Raw genomic sequence first — 16,276 nt, 5'->3', positions numbered from 1 at the left:
TTGAATATGACATGGGTTGTTGCAATTATTGGTTCAGTTGCTGGTTTTTTATTTGGCTATGATGAAGGAATTATTGCTGGTTCTTTAGAGCTAGTCAAAAATCATTTTGACCTGTCTGCAGGACATGTTGGTGTGATGGCTTCTGCATTACCTTTTGGTGCTTTATTAGGATCTATGTTGATTGGTGCAATTACGGCATCAAAAGGAGCCAAACGTTTTGGTCGTCGGACTTTATTGTCTTTTTCGGGAATTTTATTCTTTTTGGGTGCTTTAGGAGCCGGATTTGCTGATTCTATTACAGTACTTATTGTTTCTCGTTTAATGCTTGGTTTGGCAATAGGGGTCGCATCAGTAATGGCTCCGCTGTATCTTGCAGAAACAGCGACTTATGAAAAAAGAGGGGCAGTAGTTGCTATTTATCAATTAGCGATGACTGTTGGTATAGTATGCTCTTACTCGGTTAATTATTTGTTTCTTGAAAACCATGACTGGCGGGCAATGTTTGCTTCAAGTGCATTCCCAGCTTTGGTTTTGAGTCTGGGTATTTTATTGATGCCAGAATCACCTAGATGGTTATGTAGTGTAGGTCGACGTGACGCAGCGTCCAAAGCGTTAAGAAAGTTACGTAAATCGCACGCTATCGAACATGAGTTACTTGATATTGAAGCAACTTTAGCAAATGAGCCTAAAAAAGGAAGTTGGCTGTTGTTATTTAGAAATCCGTTATTGCCTGTATTATTGTTAGGAACGATGTTGTTTTGTTTACAACAGTTAAGTGGGATTAATGTAATTATTTACTTTGCTCCCGAAATTTTTAAAAATTTAGGGCTAAACAGCACTACGGGACAAATACTGGCGACTATCGGAATTGGCTTGGTCAATTTGTTGGTGACGATTATTGCGATACTTAGTGTGGATAAAATAGGTCGTCGCAAATTGTTGTTATTTGGTTTTTCCGGAATGTTTATTAGTCTGTTGGCCTTGTGTGTATTCTCCTTAAATCAAGTTGTATGGCTCCCATATTTGTCTGTTGTCTGTTTAATTATTTATATTTTTTCTTTTGCAGTAAGTGTAGGACCAATACCCCATATTGCTATGGCGGAAATTTTTCCTTTACATGTGCGTGGTGCTGGAATGGGTTTGTCTGCAATGAGTAACTGGACTTTTAACACCGTGGTTATTTTTAGTTTCCCACTTTTAGAAAAAATGATGGGCATTGAGTATACATTTGCCCTATATGCGGTAATTTGTCTTTTGGGATTAATCTATTCTTATTGGTACATGCCGGAGACAAAAAATATCAGTTTAGAACAGATTGAAAATTATATAGTATCAGGTAAACCATTACGCCTGTTGGGGCGTGAGAGAGTACATCCCATTCAGGAAATTAGCAAAACTAAATCTGCCTATATTACTTCGACCTAATTTAAGAGGATCGGGGATTGTAATTCCCCACTTTTAAAGAGGATATGGGGGAAAATTCTTTTTGCCCATATCCTCAAATTAAATGTACAGGATAAATCATTAAAATCGATTTCCACCAAAATCGCATTTACAAAATGTTATGAATTTAAAATCACAGCCCCACTTTGTAATGCTCTTATATAAAACATCTAAGTCTTAAAAAAATTTTCAGAACGTCGCTTTTACCCTTCTCAGGGTCGCTGTCTTTAATTTAAGAGAAACACTCTAAATTGGTATCCCGCGGCTTGTCCTTGGGATCTAAATAATGGTTGATGATTCGTAGATCTCGCAAACAAGTCGGGGACGAATGAGTAAGAATAGATTTCTTGATGGGTTCTAAATAACAATTGGATCTTCACTGGCTTAATTATTTGACTTCTTTAAGGACAAGCCAAAGTACATAAGTTATGAAGTCCAATTGTGAATAGGCTTTAATTGGAATTAAATTTATTTGCTAATTTTTCTCTATAATCAATCGCGTGTAAAACAGCTACATAACTCCAGGTAAGTGATGATGCTCCTTGTTGAACTCCAGTATTTAAGTTAATTTGTTCACTTAATTTCATATCTGGCGCATATTTTTTTATGAGTTTTAAGTAATTATCACCTGCTTGAATGTATTCTGCTATTTGAGATCGATTGTCCTCTATCATCGATGAGTTATTAGCCAGGGTATAGTAATACTCAGCCATTGTTGCCGTTAAAATAAACCAGGGATTCCCTATACTGTTTGTTTGATATCCGTCATAAGTATCCCCGGGATAACGGCCAAATAAAATAGCGCCAGGATGATTATGGTTAATGGGAAACATTAAATTGAATTGTTCATGCAAGGCTTGGACTGTATTTTGAACATAGAGGCTGTTAGGCGAGAAAGCCCCATTTTTTTGTGGATTCAATAGAACACCAAGAATTATCGCAGAATCAAGCTCTAATGTTTTTTGAGGGCCTGGATGAGGTAAAAGAGTTGCTTGAATGATTTGATGCTCCTTATCTAAATGTCGGCGAAGGCGGGAGTCTATTTGTTGCGCTTGCTGTTCATAATACACAGCAGCACTATTATCATTCAGACGGCGAGCAAGAGTTGCTCCTTCGAGGAGCGCTTTTTGTTGTGCCATCGCAGTAAAAAAATGATCTCCATAAACCTCTTCCCAAAGATCATAATTGGGGTCTGGCCAATGATGTGCTATGTATTCCAAATCCATTTTAATCGCACCCATGCTATGAGGATCCATGGTGTTATTATATAAACGACTTTTAACATATTCAGTTTCATGATTGTCTAGTAACTGTTGTGCAAAATGAATTAATACTGAAGCTCTCAATGCTGGGCCATCATTCTGAGGTCTTCCCCATTGTTCATTAAAAGGGTAGCCATTAATATAAAATTTGGGTTCTCCCAATATATCGTATCCGTAATTTGGATTATTTTGATGTTGAACTAGTTGTGTCCAATCCACATAGTGCAATAAACGCTCTTTATACCCATATGCATGAGTTGATTCGTACCATGTTTCAATTAAATTCATCGCAATTGCAGAATCTCTTACCCAATCATAATAATAATTAGGATTTTGCTTTGAGGGTGACGCTACTATTGCACCGTTAGACTGAATGTTAGAGAAAAAGTGTTGCTTTAGCTTTTGTACTTCTTCTAGGCTAAAGACAGAGCTCATTGCTTGAGAAACAAAAAAAAATAACATTAAAAAACAGATCCTTTTCAACATAATCTCCTATATATAAAGACAAACTTTTTCATAGTACATTAAATTAATAAAGTAGAGTAGGCAATTTTTAAATGAGATTTATATGCATTTTCAAAGGACGGGAATAGGCTTTTTTGTTTGATTAGGATACCATTTTCTTATCAATTTTATTAATTTCTGCATGTTTCGGAGCGAGCTTGGCAATGCCTTGCGAAATCATAAAATAAACGGTAGGGAGCACAAATAGAGTAAACAATGTACCAATGCATAAACCGCCTATGAGTACAATACCTATGGCATGCCTTGCCTCTGAGCCAGCGTCATGTGACAGTACCAAAGGAATGGCTCCAAATACCATAGCGCCAGTGGTCATAAGGATAGGACGCAATCTTAACGTACACGATTTTTTAATTGCATCTGCTATGGCGAAGCCTTCTTTTTGTAATTGATTGGCAAATTCAACAATCAAAATACCATGTTTACTGATTAAACCGATTAAAGTGACCAAGCCAATCTGTGTATAAATATTTAACGATTGACCCAAAAGGTATGCAAACAATAAAGCGCCAAAACAAGCTAGAGGTACAGTGAACAAGATGATGAATGGATAAATAAAATTCTCAAATTGAGCAGCTAGAATGGCATAAATAAAGAGTAATGATAAAGCGAATAATAGAATCATGGTTTGTGATGACTCATTATACGCCTTAGCGGCACCTGACCAACTCAATTTATATTGATTGGGAAGATTCTCTTTTGCTGATTTTAAAAGCTTATCCATTCCTTTTTTAAAGGACTGTTTTTCAGGTAATTGGGCATATAAAGTGGTGGAACGCATCTGATTCACATGTTCTAATGCGCTGGGTTGAGCACGTCTTTTCATTTGGGCTATGGAGCCCAAGGAAATTCGCTTTCCAGAAGGAGTAGTCATATATAGCTCATCTAAAGTCCAAGGTTTAGATGAACCTTGTAATGAGAGATTATAAGAGATGCCATCTTTCTGAAATGATAATGATTTATCACCACTGAAAAATACTTCTAGGGTTTTAGCAACTTGGATGGGGGTTAAATCTAATTGAGCCAAGGCATTTTTATCTATATTGATAGAATATCCCATAGTGTCTAACCGTAAATCATAACGAGTAGAGGCAAACTCCTTATTTTGATCCAGAACTTTTTTAAACTGTTCCGTGGCTTCAAATAATTGCCGAAAATTTTCAGTAGTAGAGATGACCAACTCGAGTTCCGAATTATTGCGGGCATCATCGATTCCCGGTAAGCCTGAATCCCAACTCCAGACGTTAGCATCTATGGAGGGTAATTTATCTACCTTAGGTTTTAATGTGTGGATAATTTGCTCCGCAGAGCGGTCTCTTTGCTGATGAGATTTTAAAGGTATCACAATACTACTGCCCCAATCCCCTAAAAAAGTTAATGTATTTTGAGCTTCGGGTATTTTACCTATGGATTGTTGGACCCGTTTGGTGTTTCGCTCCATAGCATCTAAGTTATCCCCGGATATAGGAGGAGTATAGACGCCAATTAATCCTCTATCTTCTTTGGGCGCTGTTTCACCAGGCATTATTTTATAAAATAATAAGCTGGAGCTAAGAGAAAGCAGCAGTATAAAAAGAATCGTTTTTTTACGATAAATAATTAGGTTGAGTAATGTGAAGTAATGTTGAGATAAATGGCTAAGAGCACGGTCGATTATTGGCCATAACTGTTTCGTATTTTTATGGAGAAATGTTGCACACATTAAAGGGGATAATGTCAATGCGACTACACCTGAGATAAAAACGCTCCCTGCTAAGGCGACTGCAAATTCAATAAATAATTGACCAAGCATGCCTTCTATAAAGCCTATAGGTGCATAAACACTAGTTAATGTGAGTGTCATAGCAATAATGGCAAAACCTATTTGCTTTGCCCCTTGTGTTGCAGCATGGAGTGGCGAATAACCCTCTTCAATATGGCGCCAAATATTTTCAAGAACAATAATTGCATCATCAACTACTAGTCCTACAGCTAATACCATGGCAAGAAGGGTCATTTGATTAATACTAAAACCAGCAATTTTCAAAAATAATAAAGAACCGCATAATGAAATTGGGATAGCTATCAACGGAATGATGGTAGCACGTACATTCCTTAAAAAAATGAAAATAATTGCTAAAACTAAAAAAATAGATTCCAAAATTGTGGATTGAATGTTTTTAAGGGAAGCTTGGATGAATTCGGATTGATCGATAATAATATTGATCTTTAAATCATTAGGTAAGTTTTTTTCCATGGCTCGTAATTCTTTACGTACGCTTTGTGATACCTCAATAGGATTTGCATCATTAGAGCGATTAATGGCAAGCACTAAGCCCGAATGGCCATTAACTTGAACGCGAAATTGATTATTATCCGTTGTTAATTGAACCTGAGCGAGAGATTTAAGAAAAATAGGGTGATGGTTTTGTGTTTTGATTACTAAATTTTCATAATCTTCAGGAGTTTTCAACTCAAAATCAAGCGTGGTAGGAATTTTATTTTGATAATTTCCTGCGGGTAAAGACAAACGGTTATTGGCAATTGCATGGGCCACTTCATCAACATTAATACCAAACGCATACAATTTCTTTTGATCCAACTTAATCGTATATGTAAATGGCTGTCCCCATACTTCCACCGAGGAGACGCCTTTAAGGCTGCGAAAAACATTTTTTAAATTCAGGTTTGCATAATGAGTCAGTTCGCCAAAATTTAAAGAAGAGGATTCTAAGGCTATGCCTATAAACGGTAAACCATCTGATTGCTTTTGGCGTTCAATGACGGGTGCTTTTACAGCCACAGGAAGTTGAGCTTGAGCTAGTCTTGCTGCCTCATGAGTGGCGTTAAGTGCTTTTTCCATAGGCATTCCAGGACGAAAGCGTAGCGTGATGTAAGAGTTTCCTGTATTAGAGCGAGAGATTATTGATTCTAACCCCTCAACACCAGCAAGTTGTTCCTCTAAAGGATTGGTAACTACAGACTCTACTAATTCAGGACTTGCATTAGGATAATTAGTACTTATGGTGATTACTGGAAAGCTGATATTAGGGTACTCTCTAAGAGGCAAAGAGTGAAAGCAAAGTACTCCTAAAAAGAGAATCATGCAATTAAGGATAATCGCGATAACCGGATGTTTAAGAAAATAACTTGTAAACTTCATAATAGGTGTTTAGCCTTTATAAATTAAGACATCCATTCCTGGGTATAATCGTTCTGGACTTTTACTTACAATTTGGTCACCCGATTTTAAACCTGAAATAATTTCTACTTTTTCTTTTTCTTGTAAGCCTGTTTTGACTGCAACAAGCTCTATCTTATTCTGAATCACTTTATAAACATGCGTTTTACCTTTCTTTAAAAACAAAGCCTGTGTAGGAATAACTAACACATCTATTTTTTTACTCACTACGAGCTGTCCAATAACATTAGTCCCTACCAAACAATGAGGGCATTGTATTTCTGCATCTGCGGGGCACATGTGAGTTTCATCATCTATCATTTTCTGTACATGGCTTAAATGATACAGTTGATTCAATATATAAATGGGTTGATTTTCCTCAATTGAATTATTATGAGTACAAGGGATATCTATTTCAACGATTAAAGAATTTGGATCATAAATGGTTACTACTGGCGCACCTTCGGTGACTTGCGCACCTTCTTTGATTTTAAATGCACCAATTACACCGTCAAATGGTGCATAAAAGCGCATGTTTTTTAACTCAATTTTAGTTTTAGCTTTTTCCTTTTGGGCGTCAATCCAAATCCTCTTTTTTTCCTCTACTTCGCGGGCACTGACAAAACCCGTTTTTTGTAAGCTTTTTAGGCGTTGATATTGAATGCTTTCTAATTGTTCAGTCTCTTTGGAAAGCTGATAACTTTTTTCAATATCTGGGTTAGTAATTTTTGCAATTAAGTCACCTTTTTGAACAGTTTGGCCTGAGGTCATGAGTGTATCCAGCATTCCAGAACCTTTGGCAATCAAAATGGTTGCGTGTTTGGGGCGGATAGTCCCGATAAGCTTTATTGTTTTTTCAATAGTAGCAGGAGACACAATAGTGGTTTCAACTATCTTAGGAGAAGGGGGATGAAGTTTGGGTTTAGGATAGTAGTATAGAAAGTAAACTCCTAAGAGGACAAGCACCGTACTTAGTAACCCAATAATTTTAAGTTTTGACGATAGGGTGTTAAGAATGAATCGTGGATTCACAAGATGCTCCTATGCAGGAATTAGGTTGCATGTGCGTTATTTCGACAATAGCTTTTACCCATAGGGGATCGGTATTCATAGATGGAATGGCAATGAGTTCTTCTCCTCCTAGAGCTAGCCATTGTTGTTTGGCTCTGATTCCTATTTCCTCTAAAGTTTCCAGGCAATCGACCACAAAGGAGGGACAAACGACAATAAGTTTTTTTATACCTTTAGTACTTAGTTTAGCTAGAGTTTCATCAGTATAAGGTTTAATCCAAGGGGTTTTTCCTAATCTTGATTGAAATGCTGTGCTGTAATTTTCGCTAGATAGTGTTAATTCATCGGCTAATAATCGACTGCTTTGATAACAGTGCGCTCTATAACAATCCCGAATATGTGTTTTAGAGGTAGAACATGGCCCAACACAAATCGATTTACAATTGTTTTTAGTGATTTGCCGTTCAGGAATCCCATGATAGCTAAAAAGAACATGGGTCTTATCATCAAAATGAGCTTTAATAATTTGTGCTTGGGCTTTGATGTACGCGGGGTGCTGAAAAAAATCGCGAATAATAGTAAGTGAAGGAATCAGATCCCAAGAATTGATAATCCGAAAAACTTCGGCAATTGCTGAACCGCTAGCGGCTGAGGAGTATTGTGGATACAAAGGCAAAACTGTGATGGATTCACAGTCTTTTAATTGATTTAATGCGTCCAGAATAGAGGGTTCGCCATAGCGCATTCCTAGGGCAACCTTGGTGTGTGATCCAACAGCATTTTGTACCTGTAACATTAAATTTTGACTATGAAATAATAAGGGCGAACCGTGTTCGGTCCAAATCGATTGATAGGCGTGGGCAGAACGCTTTGAACGAAGTGGTAAGATAAAAGCGTACACTAACACGTAACGAAACAAAGCGGGTATATCGATAACACGCTTATCAGTGAGAAACTCGCATAAGTAGCTCCTGACAGATGATATATCTGTATTTTTAGGGGTTCCTAAGTTGATGAGTAATAAACCACGCTTCACGATTTATCTAACTTTTAAATGAATTAAAGCGATCATACATGAAGATGATTTTTAATGCATTAATATGCAAGCTTTAAATAAATTGCAACTAATGGACGCAGCACCATAGGATACTGCGTTAACTTAATTAAGCCATTTCAACTTCGACGCTTTCATTAAGTACAATAACATTAGCCGCATGCAGACCTTTGTCACCATGTTCCACATCATAATTGACTATTTGCCCTGGTGCTAATGTTTTGTAGCCTGTACCATGAATGGATGAAAAATGAACAAAAATATCATCGCCACCATTTTCCGGGATAATAAAGCCCCAACCCTTGGCATTATTAAACCATTTCACTTCACCTCTAGCCATATTTCCTCCTTAACTAAAGCTCTATGTAAATAGAGACTCTATAGTTTCTCAATTGCTCTGGTCTTTATTTAGAGCTCTTGCATAAACCGTATTCTTTGCTGGGTTGCTGTCTAGTCGCTATTTATGCGCGTGGTCATTTTCTCGGCATAAACTCTCTTTATCCTGGCAACAGTTTCATATTTAAAGCAAATCTCTACAGGTTAGGCAAGAGCCCCATGTTAGCTGAGCAATTGCATTCGTCCATAAATGACAATTGAACCTATTTTTTATAGGTTGTTTTAACATAACGAAAATAAAGTGACTACTCAATAGTATTTTTTATAAAAATATTTAATTATCTTAATAATTTCTTAAGTTGTTTATGTTAAGTTAGAGTTATAGATGTGATAAGAGGAGTTCAGATGAGTAAAAACAGCACTTCTACAATGTTAGGAAAACTAGCTGTTGGAAAAAACGAACCTCGTTCTGAGGCGGTTTCAGAACAAAAGTCAGAAGATGTAGGAGAGGCTTTTGCTGTACCGCAATTAAAGCCATCTAAGAAACCTAAAATGGAAGAGGTTCTTACTAATATTCTAGGAGCTGCTTTTTCTAAAGGCTATTCTCCGATCGATAAAAACTAATTTTTAATTTTATTACGCAGTCATCCACAAGCAGTCATCTGTATCAATTACAAAGCCCTTTCTAAGATACTGGAAAGGGCAATAACCTTAATATTAACATACCCATCAAAAACACAAGCTATTGCAAAATTACATTTTTATCAGATTGCATGCACCCCAGTAAATTTAATATATTACTGAAATAGAGATGCGAATCCCTTTTTTTAGGTATATACTTTTTTAAAAGGATAACAATTTTTTTGAGGCATTAAGTATGGCAGGGGGCTTTGCTGAAACAGCACATTGGAGAGATTCTGCACGAAGTGCTCGTTTTTTTATAGTTGATGCGCGTGCGGCATTTCCTCTATTTTTATTTCTAATGCATATCAGGATATGGACAGGTATATTTGTTTTGGTTTCTGCGGTATTGTTCGGTATTATTGAACATTATGGCTTCACTGTACCCGTCTTTTTACGATGGATAAGAAGCTTTTTGGCAGGCTCTCTCAAATCTTCACAACCGTGGTGGCGATAGTTAGGTATGGAAAGAGATATTAGTAAATGTATGGCAATAATTGCCACAAGTTTAAATGCTAAATTTTATCTTAATGATCGATTTGTAAGTTTTGAAGAGGTTTTTGCAGATACAGGATTATTACCAGCAATCGCGAAGCGTGCCGATCAACTATGTTCTCTGTGCCTAGGCTATGGCTTGGGAGCTACATTTGATGAAGCAGAAGGAGCGTTACTGGGTTTGAGGGTGGTTTTTGATGAAGTGACACCAAATGTTTTACGTTTGTTGTGTATGACTGATGTAGTGAATGAGTTAATTCAAGGTGGGCCAAGCCGTGATTATACTCCTTTAGATGAGTTAATGTACGATTAAATATTTTTTAGTATGTATATTTTTAAAGTTTATTGTAAAGAAATCGAAAGAAATTGTAGTCTTGAATATATTGGTAATATATTTTGTTACTCTTGAGTTAAATAAGATTTATGTGTTGAGGGGGTAGTAGGATGGCATATGCGAAAGGTTTTTTTAGCGCGTCTTCAAATTCAGCGAATGCAACTAGTAATGAGAAGGCTACTACCGAAGATGCCGCATTTTTGGCGAGTACTCTTGAGGCGTTAGAAAAACGAGTCACACAAATAATGAAAGTGAAACTGCAAACTCAAAATACTGAAGAAGCAGCGGATTGTGAGAGTGCAATTCAACAATTAGAAAAATGTCGCCAAGAAGTAGTATCTAATGCTCAAATAAGCCATTCGCCACGTCCATGGTAGGCTAAAACGGGTTTCATCATTTCATTGCATTTTTCGTAGCAAAAATTAATTTCTTATGATTTTCTCTTTTTAAAACAATAAATAATAATTTGCTGTTATAATTTTACAATGGTTCATAAGTTAGAGGTTATGTTTGATGTATGAAAGATATACTCAATGATGAGCAAAATAAAGCCATTCTTGAAGCATTGGATGAGGCAATTAAAAATGGACCTTGGGATAAGTCTAATTTTCTACGGGCCATTGGTAAGAATTTAAATGAAATTCGTGATGAGTTTGCAAAGAAAGCCAATGCGCGAAGTAGAGAGCAAGTTAAAACAGATATTTATTTAGCAAGTCGACTTGCTTTAAGAAGCAATCAACAAGAGATTTTTATTTCTCTATATTCTGCAGATGGTTCGAATCTTCAATCTTGGGAGCGGATTATTGTTAATCTACCGCGCCAAATGATCTCTAGGCCAATATATGCAGAAGAAGAACAAGTGAAAGCATTGTTAAAAACCAAAGAAAATAAGCAAAATGAAGCTTATGTAGCAATCTATATTAATTCTACAGACATTATTCCCCTTCATCCCGATAAAGCAATTGTCGATAAGCTAGGTAATACTCTATTAACCCTAAAAGACAAAACATTGCATCTGGAAAATGTGAGTCGCTTTGTTCATATAAGCGGTGTTTACCAATTTTCGCGTGGTCGTTTGACTAAAGAGCAGTGATATTGCTTTAATGTTATATTTTTTTTATACATTAAGCAGATAATCCTTTGCCAATCTCTCGCAAAATTAGCCTAGAGCAGTATATACTTAAAATAAGTGAACTTTTTAAAGTAACTATTAATGGCACAACAAGGTGGTCAACAACAAGGTTCCGATAATTCGATGGCTCCCATTTGGATCATGGTGCTCGTGTTTATAACCGGGTTCATGATTTGGAAAACAGGGCATAAATATATTGTAATTTTTGTTTTCCAAGTGAATATTTGGCAAGCAAAATTGGTTAATCTGTTTGTCCATAATGAGCAGTTATCCAATCTGATTTATCTGATGCAAACAGTAGATCCTAATGCTGTGGACTGGGGACAGCTAATGGCCACTACTCAAGAAGTTGGCGATTTTATGCGTTATCCCGTGGTTGTTGTACTTCTTACTTTGGCTGTTGTTCTTTACCGATCTAACATCACTTTAAAGTTTCGAAAAGTTTATAATATGAAAAAATTATGTGAACAAGAACAGCTCAATTGGCCAGCAATTATGCCTATTGTTAAAGAGGATTTAGTAGCCCAAGATGTGAATAAAGGCCCCTGGGCTATGGCTATGACGCCAATGGAATTTGCTCGAAAATACAATTTGTTAAAAAAGGAAGATGCTTTATTAGATACTCCCGTACCTGGACAAGAAATGACAGCAGGTATTCGTAGAGGGGATGCAAAACGTGTTTTTACGTTGCAGTTAGGACCGTACTGGGATGGTTTTGAACATTGCTCGCCACAGGCGTATGCGTTAGCAGCCGTATTTATTGCCAGAATAAACCGGGATAGAGATGCTGCTAATAATATTTTAGCAACTATAGACAGAACCTATGTTGCTGGCAAGCCTGATTTTTTTGTTGCAAGACCAGTAATAGAAAAATATAAAAATACAGAATTAGTGCAGGAAGTTACTGCAAAACATGCCTATACTTTAACTGTAATAGCTTCATTACTTGAGAAAGCGCGACTTGATGGAGTCGTGCCGGCTTCAGAGTTTTTGTGGTTAAAACCTGTAGATAGACGTTTATGGTATATGCTGAATTGCGTCGGTAGACAAACTCCTTATGCAGAAGTTGCGGGGGCCTTCGCTCATTGGAAGGCTGAGAAAGAAATGGGGCGACGTTCTTTGGTGCCGATGATTGATGAAGCAATAAAAGCATTGGAAGTTGCCATAAAAGAAGTTAAGTTAACACCTCGTCAAATGGAGGAATTAGAGCCATGATGCGCGGTATTGAATCACGTCATGAATTAGACCCTACCCAGTTACTCAGAGATACACGAACTCTGACGCAACGATTGGCAGATTTTTTTGGTGATCCTACCAATATTTCGATTGTACTTTTCACTTTATCGGCGATGTCCTATTACTTTTCGGAAGCGGCAACTCTTTTGATGCTGGTTGGAGGGGCTTGTTTTCTTTTTAGTTTTACTCGCAAACAAGGTTTACCATTTCGTCTTCCTCAGGTTTCTCGTGTAAAAGATTACAATGATATGAAGCCTGGTATTAACCAACCCAATATCGCACGCGGAATAACTTTTTTTGGTAATGACCGTAAAACAGGCCATGAATTATGGTTTGCTAATGATGATATGCGTACACATGCATTAATTTTTGGTTCTACTGGTAGTGGTAAAACGGAATGTTTGGTTTCTATCGCCTTTAATGCTTTGGTACAAGCCAGTGGTTTTATTTATGTAGATGGTAAAGGTGATAACTCTCTTTACGCTAAAGTTTTTTCTATGGTCAGAAGCATGGGGCGTGAAGATGATTTACTTTTGATTAATTTCATGACGGGTGCGCGAGATATTATCGGTCCACAGGAAAAAAGACTTTCTAATACCTTTAATCCTTTCTCTCAAGGCTCTTCCAGTATGTTAACCCAACTTGTAGTAAGTTTGATGGGGGATTCTAAGGGTGGTGGAGACGGTGATATGTGGAAAGGTCGTGCGATTGCCTTCGTTGAAGCATTAATGCGTCTTCTAGTGTATATGCGTGATGAGGGAGCAATACTTCTTGATGCGGATACTATTCGTAACTATTTTGATTTAGTGCGATTAGAAACCATAGTAGTTGATAAAATTTTTCCCCGAGATAACCAGGAAAGCGTTAACATTGAATCGATACCTAAATTAGTTACAGACCCTTTACGTAACTATCTGGGTACCTTGCCAGGTTATAATAAGGAGAAAAAAGGAAAGCAAGTATCGCAAGTTTTGGAGCAACATGGTTTTATCACAATGCAGCTGGTAAGAGCGTTTTCATCTTTAGCAGATACCTATGGTCATATAGTCCGTACTAATCTAGCAGAAGTGGATTTTAAAGACGTAGTATTGAATCGAAGAATTTTGGTTGTACTATTGCCTGCATTGGAAAAGTCCCCTGATGAATTATCCAACCTAGGTAAAATTATTGTTTCCTCATTAAAGGCAATGATGGCAGCTGGCTTGGGAGAAGATGTTGAGGGGGATTATCGAGATGTGATTTTAAGAAAACCAACAAATGCCCCAACCCCTTATATGTGTATTCTAGATGAGTATGGATATTATGCGGTACAGGGGTTTGCTGTTGTGCCTGCACAAGCGCGGTCACTTGGATTTTCGGCTATTTTCGCAGGACAAGATTTACCCGCATTTCAAAAAGCATCTAAAGAAGAGGCTGCGTCAATAGGCGCAAACACAAACATTAAAATATGTATGAAGTTGGAAGACCCTACAGAAACATGGGATTTCTTTACAAAGACAGCTGGTGAAGCTTATGTAACTAAAGTAGATTCATTCCAAGCGAAAGATTCGAGTATGGCGAATACTTATATGGATAGCAAAAGCTCTTCATTTGAAAAGAGAGCTCGTGTTGACTTATTGGATCTTAAGGAGCAAACAGAAGGTGAATCACATATATTCTTCAAATCAAAAATTGTGCGGGCGCGAATGTTTTATGCGAATCCTAAGCCAGTTAAGCAATTAAAAATAAATCAATTTTTGAAAGTAGAGGCTCCTCCTGATGATTATTTAATGAAATTACAGAAACAATTGACCTCTTTTCAGGCGATTTTGGATAGCGGTGATTTGTCGATTGAGAAGTCGGTGGAAAATGAGGAAATAACACTGATTAGTAAGTTATTAAGAGAGTCAGTGGTTGAGGAGCCGATAGAGCGGGGTGTGGCTGCATTAATTGCATTCCATAGCTATAACGAGCCAGAACCCGTTGAGGACTTGGTTGAAGAGGAAATTGAGGGAGTATTAACCATCTTTAGTCCTTTGCGTTTAAATCCAAATGATCCACCAATTTTGGTAAGTGATAAGGAGGCATTTTCTGAAGCCTTATTACCTATTAATGAAACACGCAATCAGATGATGAATATTGAGCGTCTAGCTGGAGCTAAAGATAAATATGCTGGAACAGTTTCTAATGAACTGATTAAAGATTTTCAATTAGCAACCAGTTATCCACCAGAAGAAAGGGACTTTATTGCACCAGATGAATTAACGGGGATAGTGAAAGGATTAACTGAAAAACTTGTGAACGAACGTCAAAGGGCAAATCAAAATTCTGACGAATTGACCTAATGTTCTATCTTTTGTTATGAATTTTATTTTAGCCATGTTTTCCATGGCTAAATTTTTTTCTAAACATCACCGCAACATAATTCTTTGCGATATTCAAAACATAGACATCCATTGTGTCGTTAACCCAACACTCTTTTCTTTAATGCCAACAGTTCTATTTTGTTTGCATTTTTCGATCTTATGAATAGGAATAAAATAATTGTAAAATGGAGGATGTAATGGATTTTTGAAAAAAAACAAACCCAAGTGCTTTGTTTTTTTTCAAAAAATGGTAAAGCAATAAATAAATTTTTAAAAAAATAGATATTTTCTTGAATTCATTGTAACGTAATGATTTATAGACTTTTCTAAAAGATAAAAATGCAATAGAACTACAGTCAGAATCTATGGTTATTATTTTGAAATATGAGGATAACGAGTGAGAGTGGTGCGTATTAATCTAATTCGGGCTGTTGGATTGGCTGCCTTATTAATGGTAACTTCCTGTAGTCGTGATTATTGGGCCCTTGATAAAGAGGAGCCGAAATACCCTTGTAAAGTTTTAGGGGCTTGCGATGCCACTATTATGAAGCTCGCAAAGAACTTAAACAAAAAAGGGGTAAAAGTAATCACTATAGGCCAAGATTATATGATTAGTATCCCCGCGAGTTATTTATTTGAACCGGAAACCCCCCATTTAAAATGGAAATCATATGCGTTGCTAAATGAAATAGCTGTTTTCTTGAAGCAATTTCGCAAAATAGCAATTAATATAGCAAGTTACAGCAGTAAATATATATCACCACAAAGAGAGCACGCATTGACCTTAGCTCGATCCCGAGTAGTTAGCGAATATCTTTGGGCACAAGGTGTGGATAGCCGATTTATATTTACAGAAGGGTTAGGGAGTGATAAACCTATAATTGCATATACTCAAGGTGGTGATAACTCAGTAAATGCTCGAGTAGAAATTACCTTTAGACGTGCTGTAGCATAGGGGATGCGATGAGTCGTGAAACCTGGAGTTTGATAAAGAAAAGTAAAAGATTTGATGTTAATGTATATAGACGGGGTATAGTTGCATTAATTTTCTCTTTAATGTTGAGTTGCGTTTTTTGTTTATTGTTGTTTTATATATATTTAACGGAGCCCGAACGGGATTTTTATGCAACGAGTGGAGTAGCACCACCTATTAAACTAAATCCAATGCTATCTCCAAATTATTCCGCACAAGCATTACTTCCTCCCGATCCTGTATCGGATGGTGAGGATAAATTAATACCAGAATAAGCGATACATGAGGATAT

General features: G+C 36.9%; 15 protein-coding genes. 10 read left to right on the top strand and 5 right to left on the bottom strand.

Annotation, left to right across the window (positions count from 1 at the left end; genetic code table 11):
• Positions 1-6: 6 nt before the first annotated feature.
• Positions 7-1,425 (top strand): sugar porter family MFS transporter, encoded by a 1,419-nt coding sequence (locus EL220_RS14385; RefSeq protein WP_027269579.1) that lies wholly within the window; start codon positions 7-9, stop codon positions 1,423-1,425.
• Positions 1,426-1,895: 470 nt separating this feature from the next.
• Here EL220_RS14385 and EL220_RS14380 read toward each other — a convergent pair whose 3' ends face one another.
• From EL220_RS14380 to EL220_RS14360, 5 genes are all read right to left on the bottom strand, one after another.
• Positions 1,896-3,191 carry a glycoside hydrolase family 15 protein gene (locus EL220_RS14380; RefSeq protein WP_027269580.1) on the bottom strand — a complete coding sequence of 432 codons (1,296 nt, stop codon included), beginning with the start codon at positions 3,189-3,191 and terminating at the stop codon, positions 1,896-1,898.
• A gap of 121 nt (positions 3,192-3,312) precedes the next feature.
• The gene (locus EL220_RS14375; protein ID WP_027269581.1) at positions 3,313-6,369 is read right to left on the bottom strand and encodes an efflux RND transporter permease subunit; all 3,057 of its coding nucleotides are present in this window, start codon (positions 6,367-6,369) and stop codon (positions 3,313-3,315) included.
• A gap of 9 nt (positions 6,370-6,378) precedes the next feature.
• Positions 6,379-7,419 (bottom strand): efflux RND transporter periplasmic adaptor subunit, encoded by a 1,041-nt coding sequence (locus EL220_RS14370; protein WP_027269582.1) that lies wholly within the window; start codon positions 7,417-7,419, stop codon positions 6,379-6,381.
• The gene (gene hemH, locus EL220_RS14365) at positions 7,397-8,434 is read right to left on the bottom strand and encodes a ferrochelatase (RefSeq protein WP_027269583.1); all 1,038 of its coding nucleotides are present in this window, start codon (positions 8,432-8,434) and stop codon (positions 7,397-7,399) included. The genes EL220_RS14370 and hemH overlap by 23 nt, the downstream gene beginning before the upstream one ends.
• Positions 8,435-8,561: 127 nt before the next feature.
• Positions 8,562-8,792: a cold-shock protein gene (locus EL220_RS14360; RefSeq protein WP_027269584.1), complete on the bottom strand. Its 231-nt coding sequence runs from the start codon at positions 8,790-8,792 to the stop codon at positions 8,562-8,564.
• Positions 8,793-9,193: 401 nt separating this feature from the next.
• On the opposite strand from EL220_RS14360, the gene EL220_RS14355 reads away from it, so the two are divergent.
• The 9 genes from EL220_RS14355 (at position 9,194) to icmM (ending at position 16,259) form a co-directional block, all read left to right on the top strand.
• On the top strand, positions 9,194-9,412 hold the full coding sequence (locus EL220_RS14355) for a hypothetical protein (RefSeq protein ID WP_027269585.1): 219 nt from the start codon (positions 9,194-9,196) through the stop codon (positions 9,410-9,412).
• A gap of 253 nt (positions 9,413-9,665) precedes the next feature.
• The gene (gene icmT, locus EL220_RS14350; RefSeq protein WP_003635115.1) at positions 9,666-9,926 is read left to right on the top strand and encodes an IcmT/TraK family protein; all 261 of its coding nucleotides are present in this window, start codon (positions 9,666-9,668) and stop codon (positions 9,924-9,926) included.
• Positions 9,927-9,932: 6 nt separating this feature from the next.
• Entirely contained in the window at positions 9,933-10,277 is a 345-nt protein-coding gene (locus EL220_RS14345; protein ID WP_027269586.1) for a type IV secretion IcmS family protein, read from the top strand.
• 131 nt (positions 10,278-10,408) lie between these two features.
• Positions 10,409-10,675, top strand: coding sequence for a hypothetical protein (locus EL220_RS14340; RefSeq protein ID WP_027269587.1), 267 nt, complete (start codon positions 10,409-10,411; stop codon positions 10,673-10,675).
• Between the two features lie 140 nt (positions 10,676-10,815).
• On the top strand, positions 10,816-11,391 hold the full coding sequence (icmQ, locus tag EL220_RS14335) for a Dot/Icm secretion system protein IcmQ (protein ID WP_027269588.1): 576 nt from the start codon (positions 10,816-10,818) through the stop codon (positions 11,389-11,391).
• A 120-nt stretch (positions 11,392-11,511) separates the two neighbouring features.
• On the top strand, positions 11,512-12,645 hold the full coding sequence (gene icmP, locus EL220_RS14330; RefSeq protein WP_027269589.1) for a type IVB secretion system coupling complex protein DotM/IcmP: 1,134 nt from the start codon (positions 11,512-11,514) through the stop codon (positions 12,643-12,645).
• Positions 12,642-14,990: a TraM recognition domain-containing protein gene (locus EL220_RS14325; RefSeq protein ID WP_027269590.1), complete on the top strand. Its 2,349-nt coding sequence runs from the start codon at positions 12,642-12,644 to the stop codon at positions 14,988-14,990. The genes icmP and EL220_RS14325 overlap by 4 nt, the downstream gene beginning before the upstream one ends.
• Positions 14,991-15,408: 418 nt before the next feature.
• Positions 15,409-15,966, top strand: a complete 558-nt coding sequence (icmN, locus tag EL220_RS14320) for a type IVB secretion system protein IcmN/DotK (protein WP_027269591.1) — start codon at positions 15,409-15,411, stop codon at positions 15,964-15,966.
• Between the two features lie 8 nt (positions 15,967-15,974).
• The gene (icmM, locus tag EL220_RS14315; protein ID WP_027269592.1) at positions 15,975-16,259 is read left to right on the top strand and encodes a type IVB secretion system protein IcmM/DotJ; all 285 of its coding nucleotides are present in this window, start codon (positions 15,975-15,977) and stop codon (positions 16,257-16,259) included.
• Positions 16,260-16,276: the final 17 nt, after the last annotated feature.

Origin of the sequence: Legionella sainthelensi (assembly GCF_900637685.1) — a bacterium.
In the GTDB taxonomy this organism is placed as follows: domain Bacteria; phylum Pseudomonadota; class Gammaproteobacteria; order Legionellales; family Legionellaceae; genus Legionella; species Legionella sainthelensi.
Note: the sequence above shows the minus strand (reverse complement) of the source record. Positions and strands in the feature narration are given on the sequence as shown.

Coding starts and splice junctions, on each gene's coding strand:
- EL220_RS14385 (WP_027269579.1), top strand. CDS start 7: ATGACATGGGTTGTTGCAATTATTGGTTCAGTTGCTGGTTTTTTATTT.
- EL220_RS14380 (WP_027269580.1), bottom strand. CDS start 3,191: ATGTTGAAAAGGATCTGTTTTTTAATGTTATTTTTTTTTGTTTCTCAA.
- EL220_RS14375 (WP_027269581.1), bottom strand. CDS start 6,369: ATGAAGTTTACAAGTTATTTTCTTAAACATCCGGTTATCGCGATTATC.
- EL220_RS14360 (WP_027269584.1), bottom strand. CDS start 8,792: ATGGCTAGAGGTGAAGTGAAATGGTTTAATAATGCCAAGGGTTGGGGC.
- EL220_RS14355 (WP_027269585.1), top strand. CDS start 9,194: ATGAGTAAAAACAGCACTTCTACAATGTTAGGAAAACTAGCTGTTGGA.
- icmT (WP_003635115.1), top strand. CDS start 9,666: ATGGCAGGGGGCTTTGCTGAAACAGCACATTGGAGAGATTCTGCACGA.
- EL220_RS14345 (WP_027269586.1), top strand. CDS start 9,933: ATGGAAAGAGATATTAGTAAATGTATGGCAATAATTGCCACAAGTTTA.
- EL220_RS14340 (WP_027269587.1), top strand. CDS start 10,409: ATGGCATATGCGAAAGGTTTTTTTAGCGCGTCTTCAAATTCAGCGAAT.
- icmQ (WP_027269588.1), top strand. CDS start 10,816: ATGAAAGATATACTCAATGATGAGCAAAATAAAGCCATTCTTGAAGCA.
- icmP (WP_027269589.1), top strand. CDS start 11,512: ATGGCACAACAAGGTGGTCAACAACAAGGTTCCGATAATTCGATGGCT.
- EL220_RS14325 (WP_027269590.1), top strand. CDS start 12,642: ATGATGCGCGGTATTGAATCACGTCATGAATTAGACCCTACCCAGTTA.
- icmM (WP_027269592.1), top strand. CDS start 15,975: ATGAGTCGTGAAACCTGGAGTTTGATAAAGAAAAGTAAAAGATTTGAT.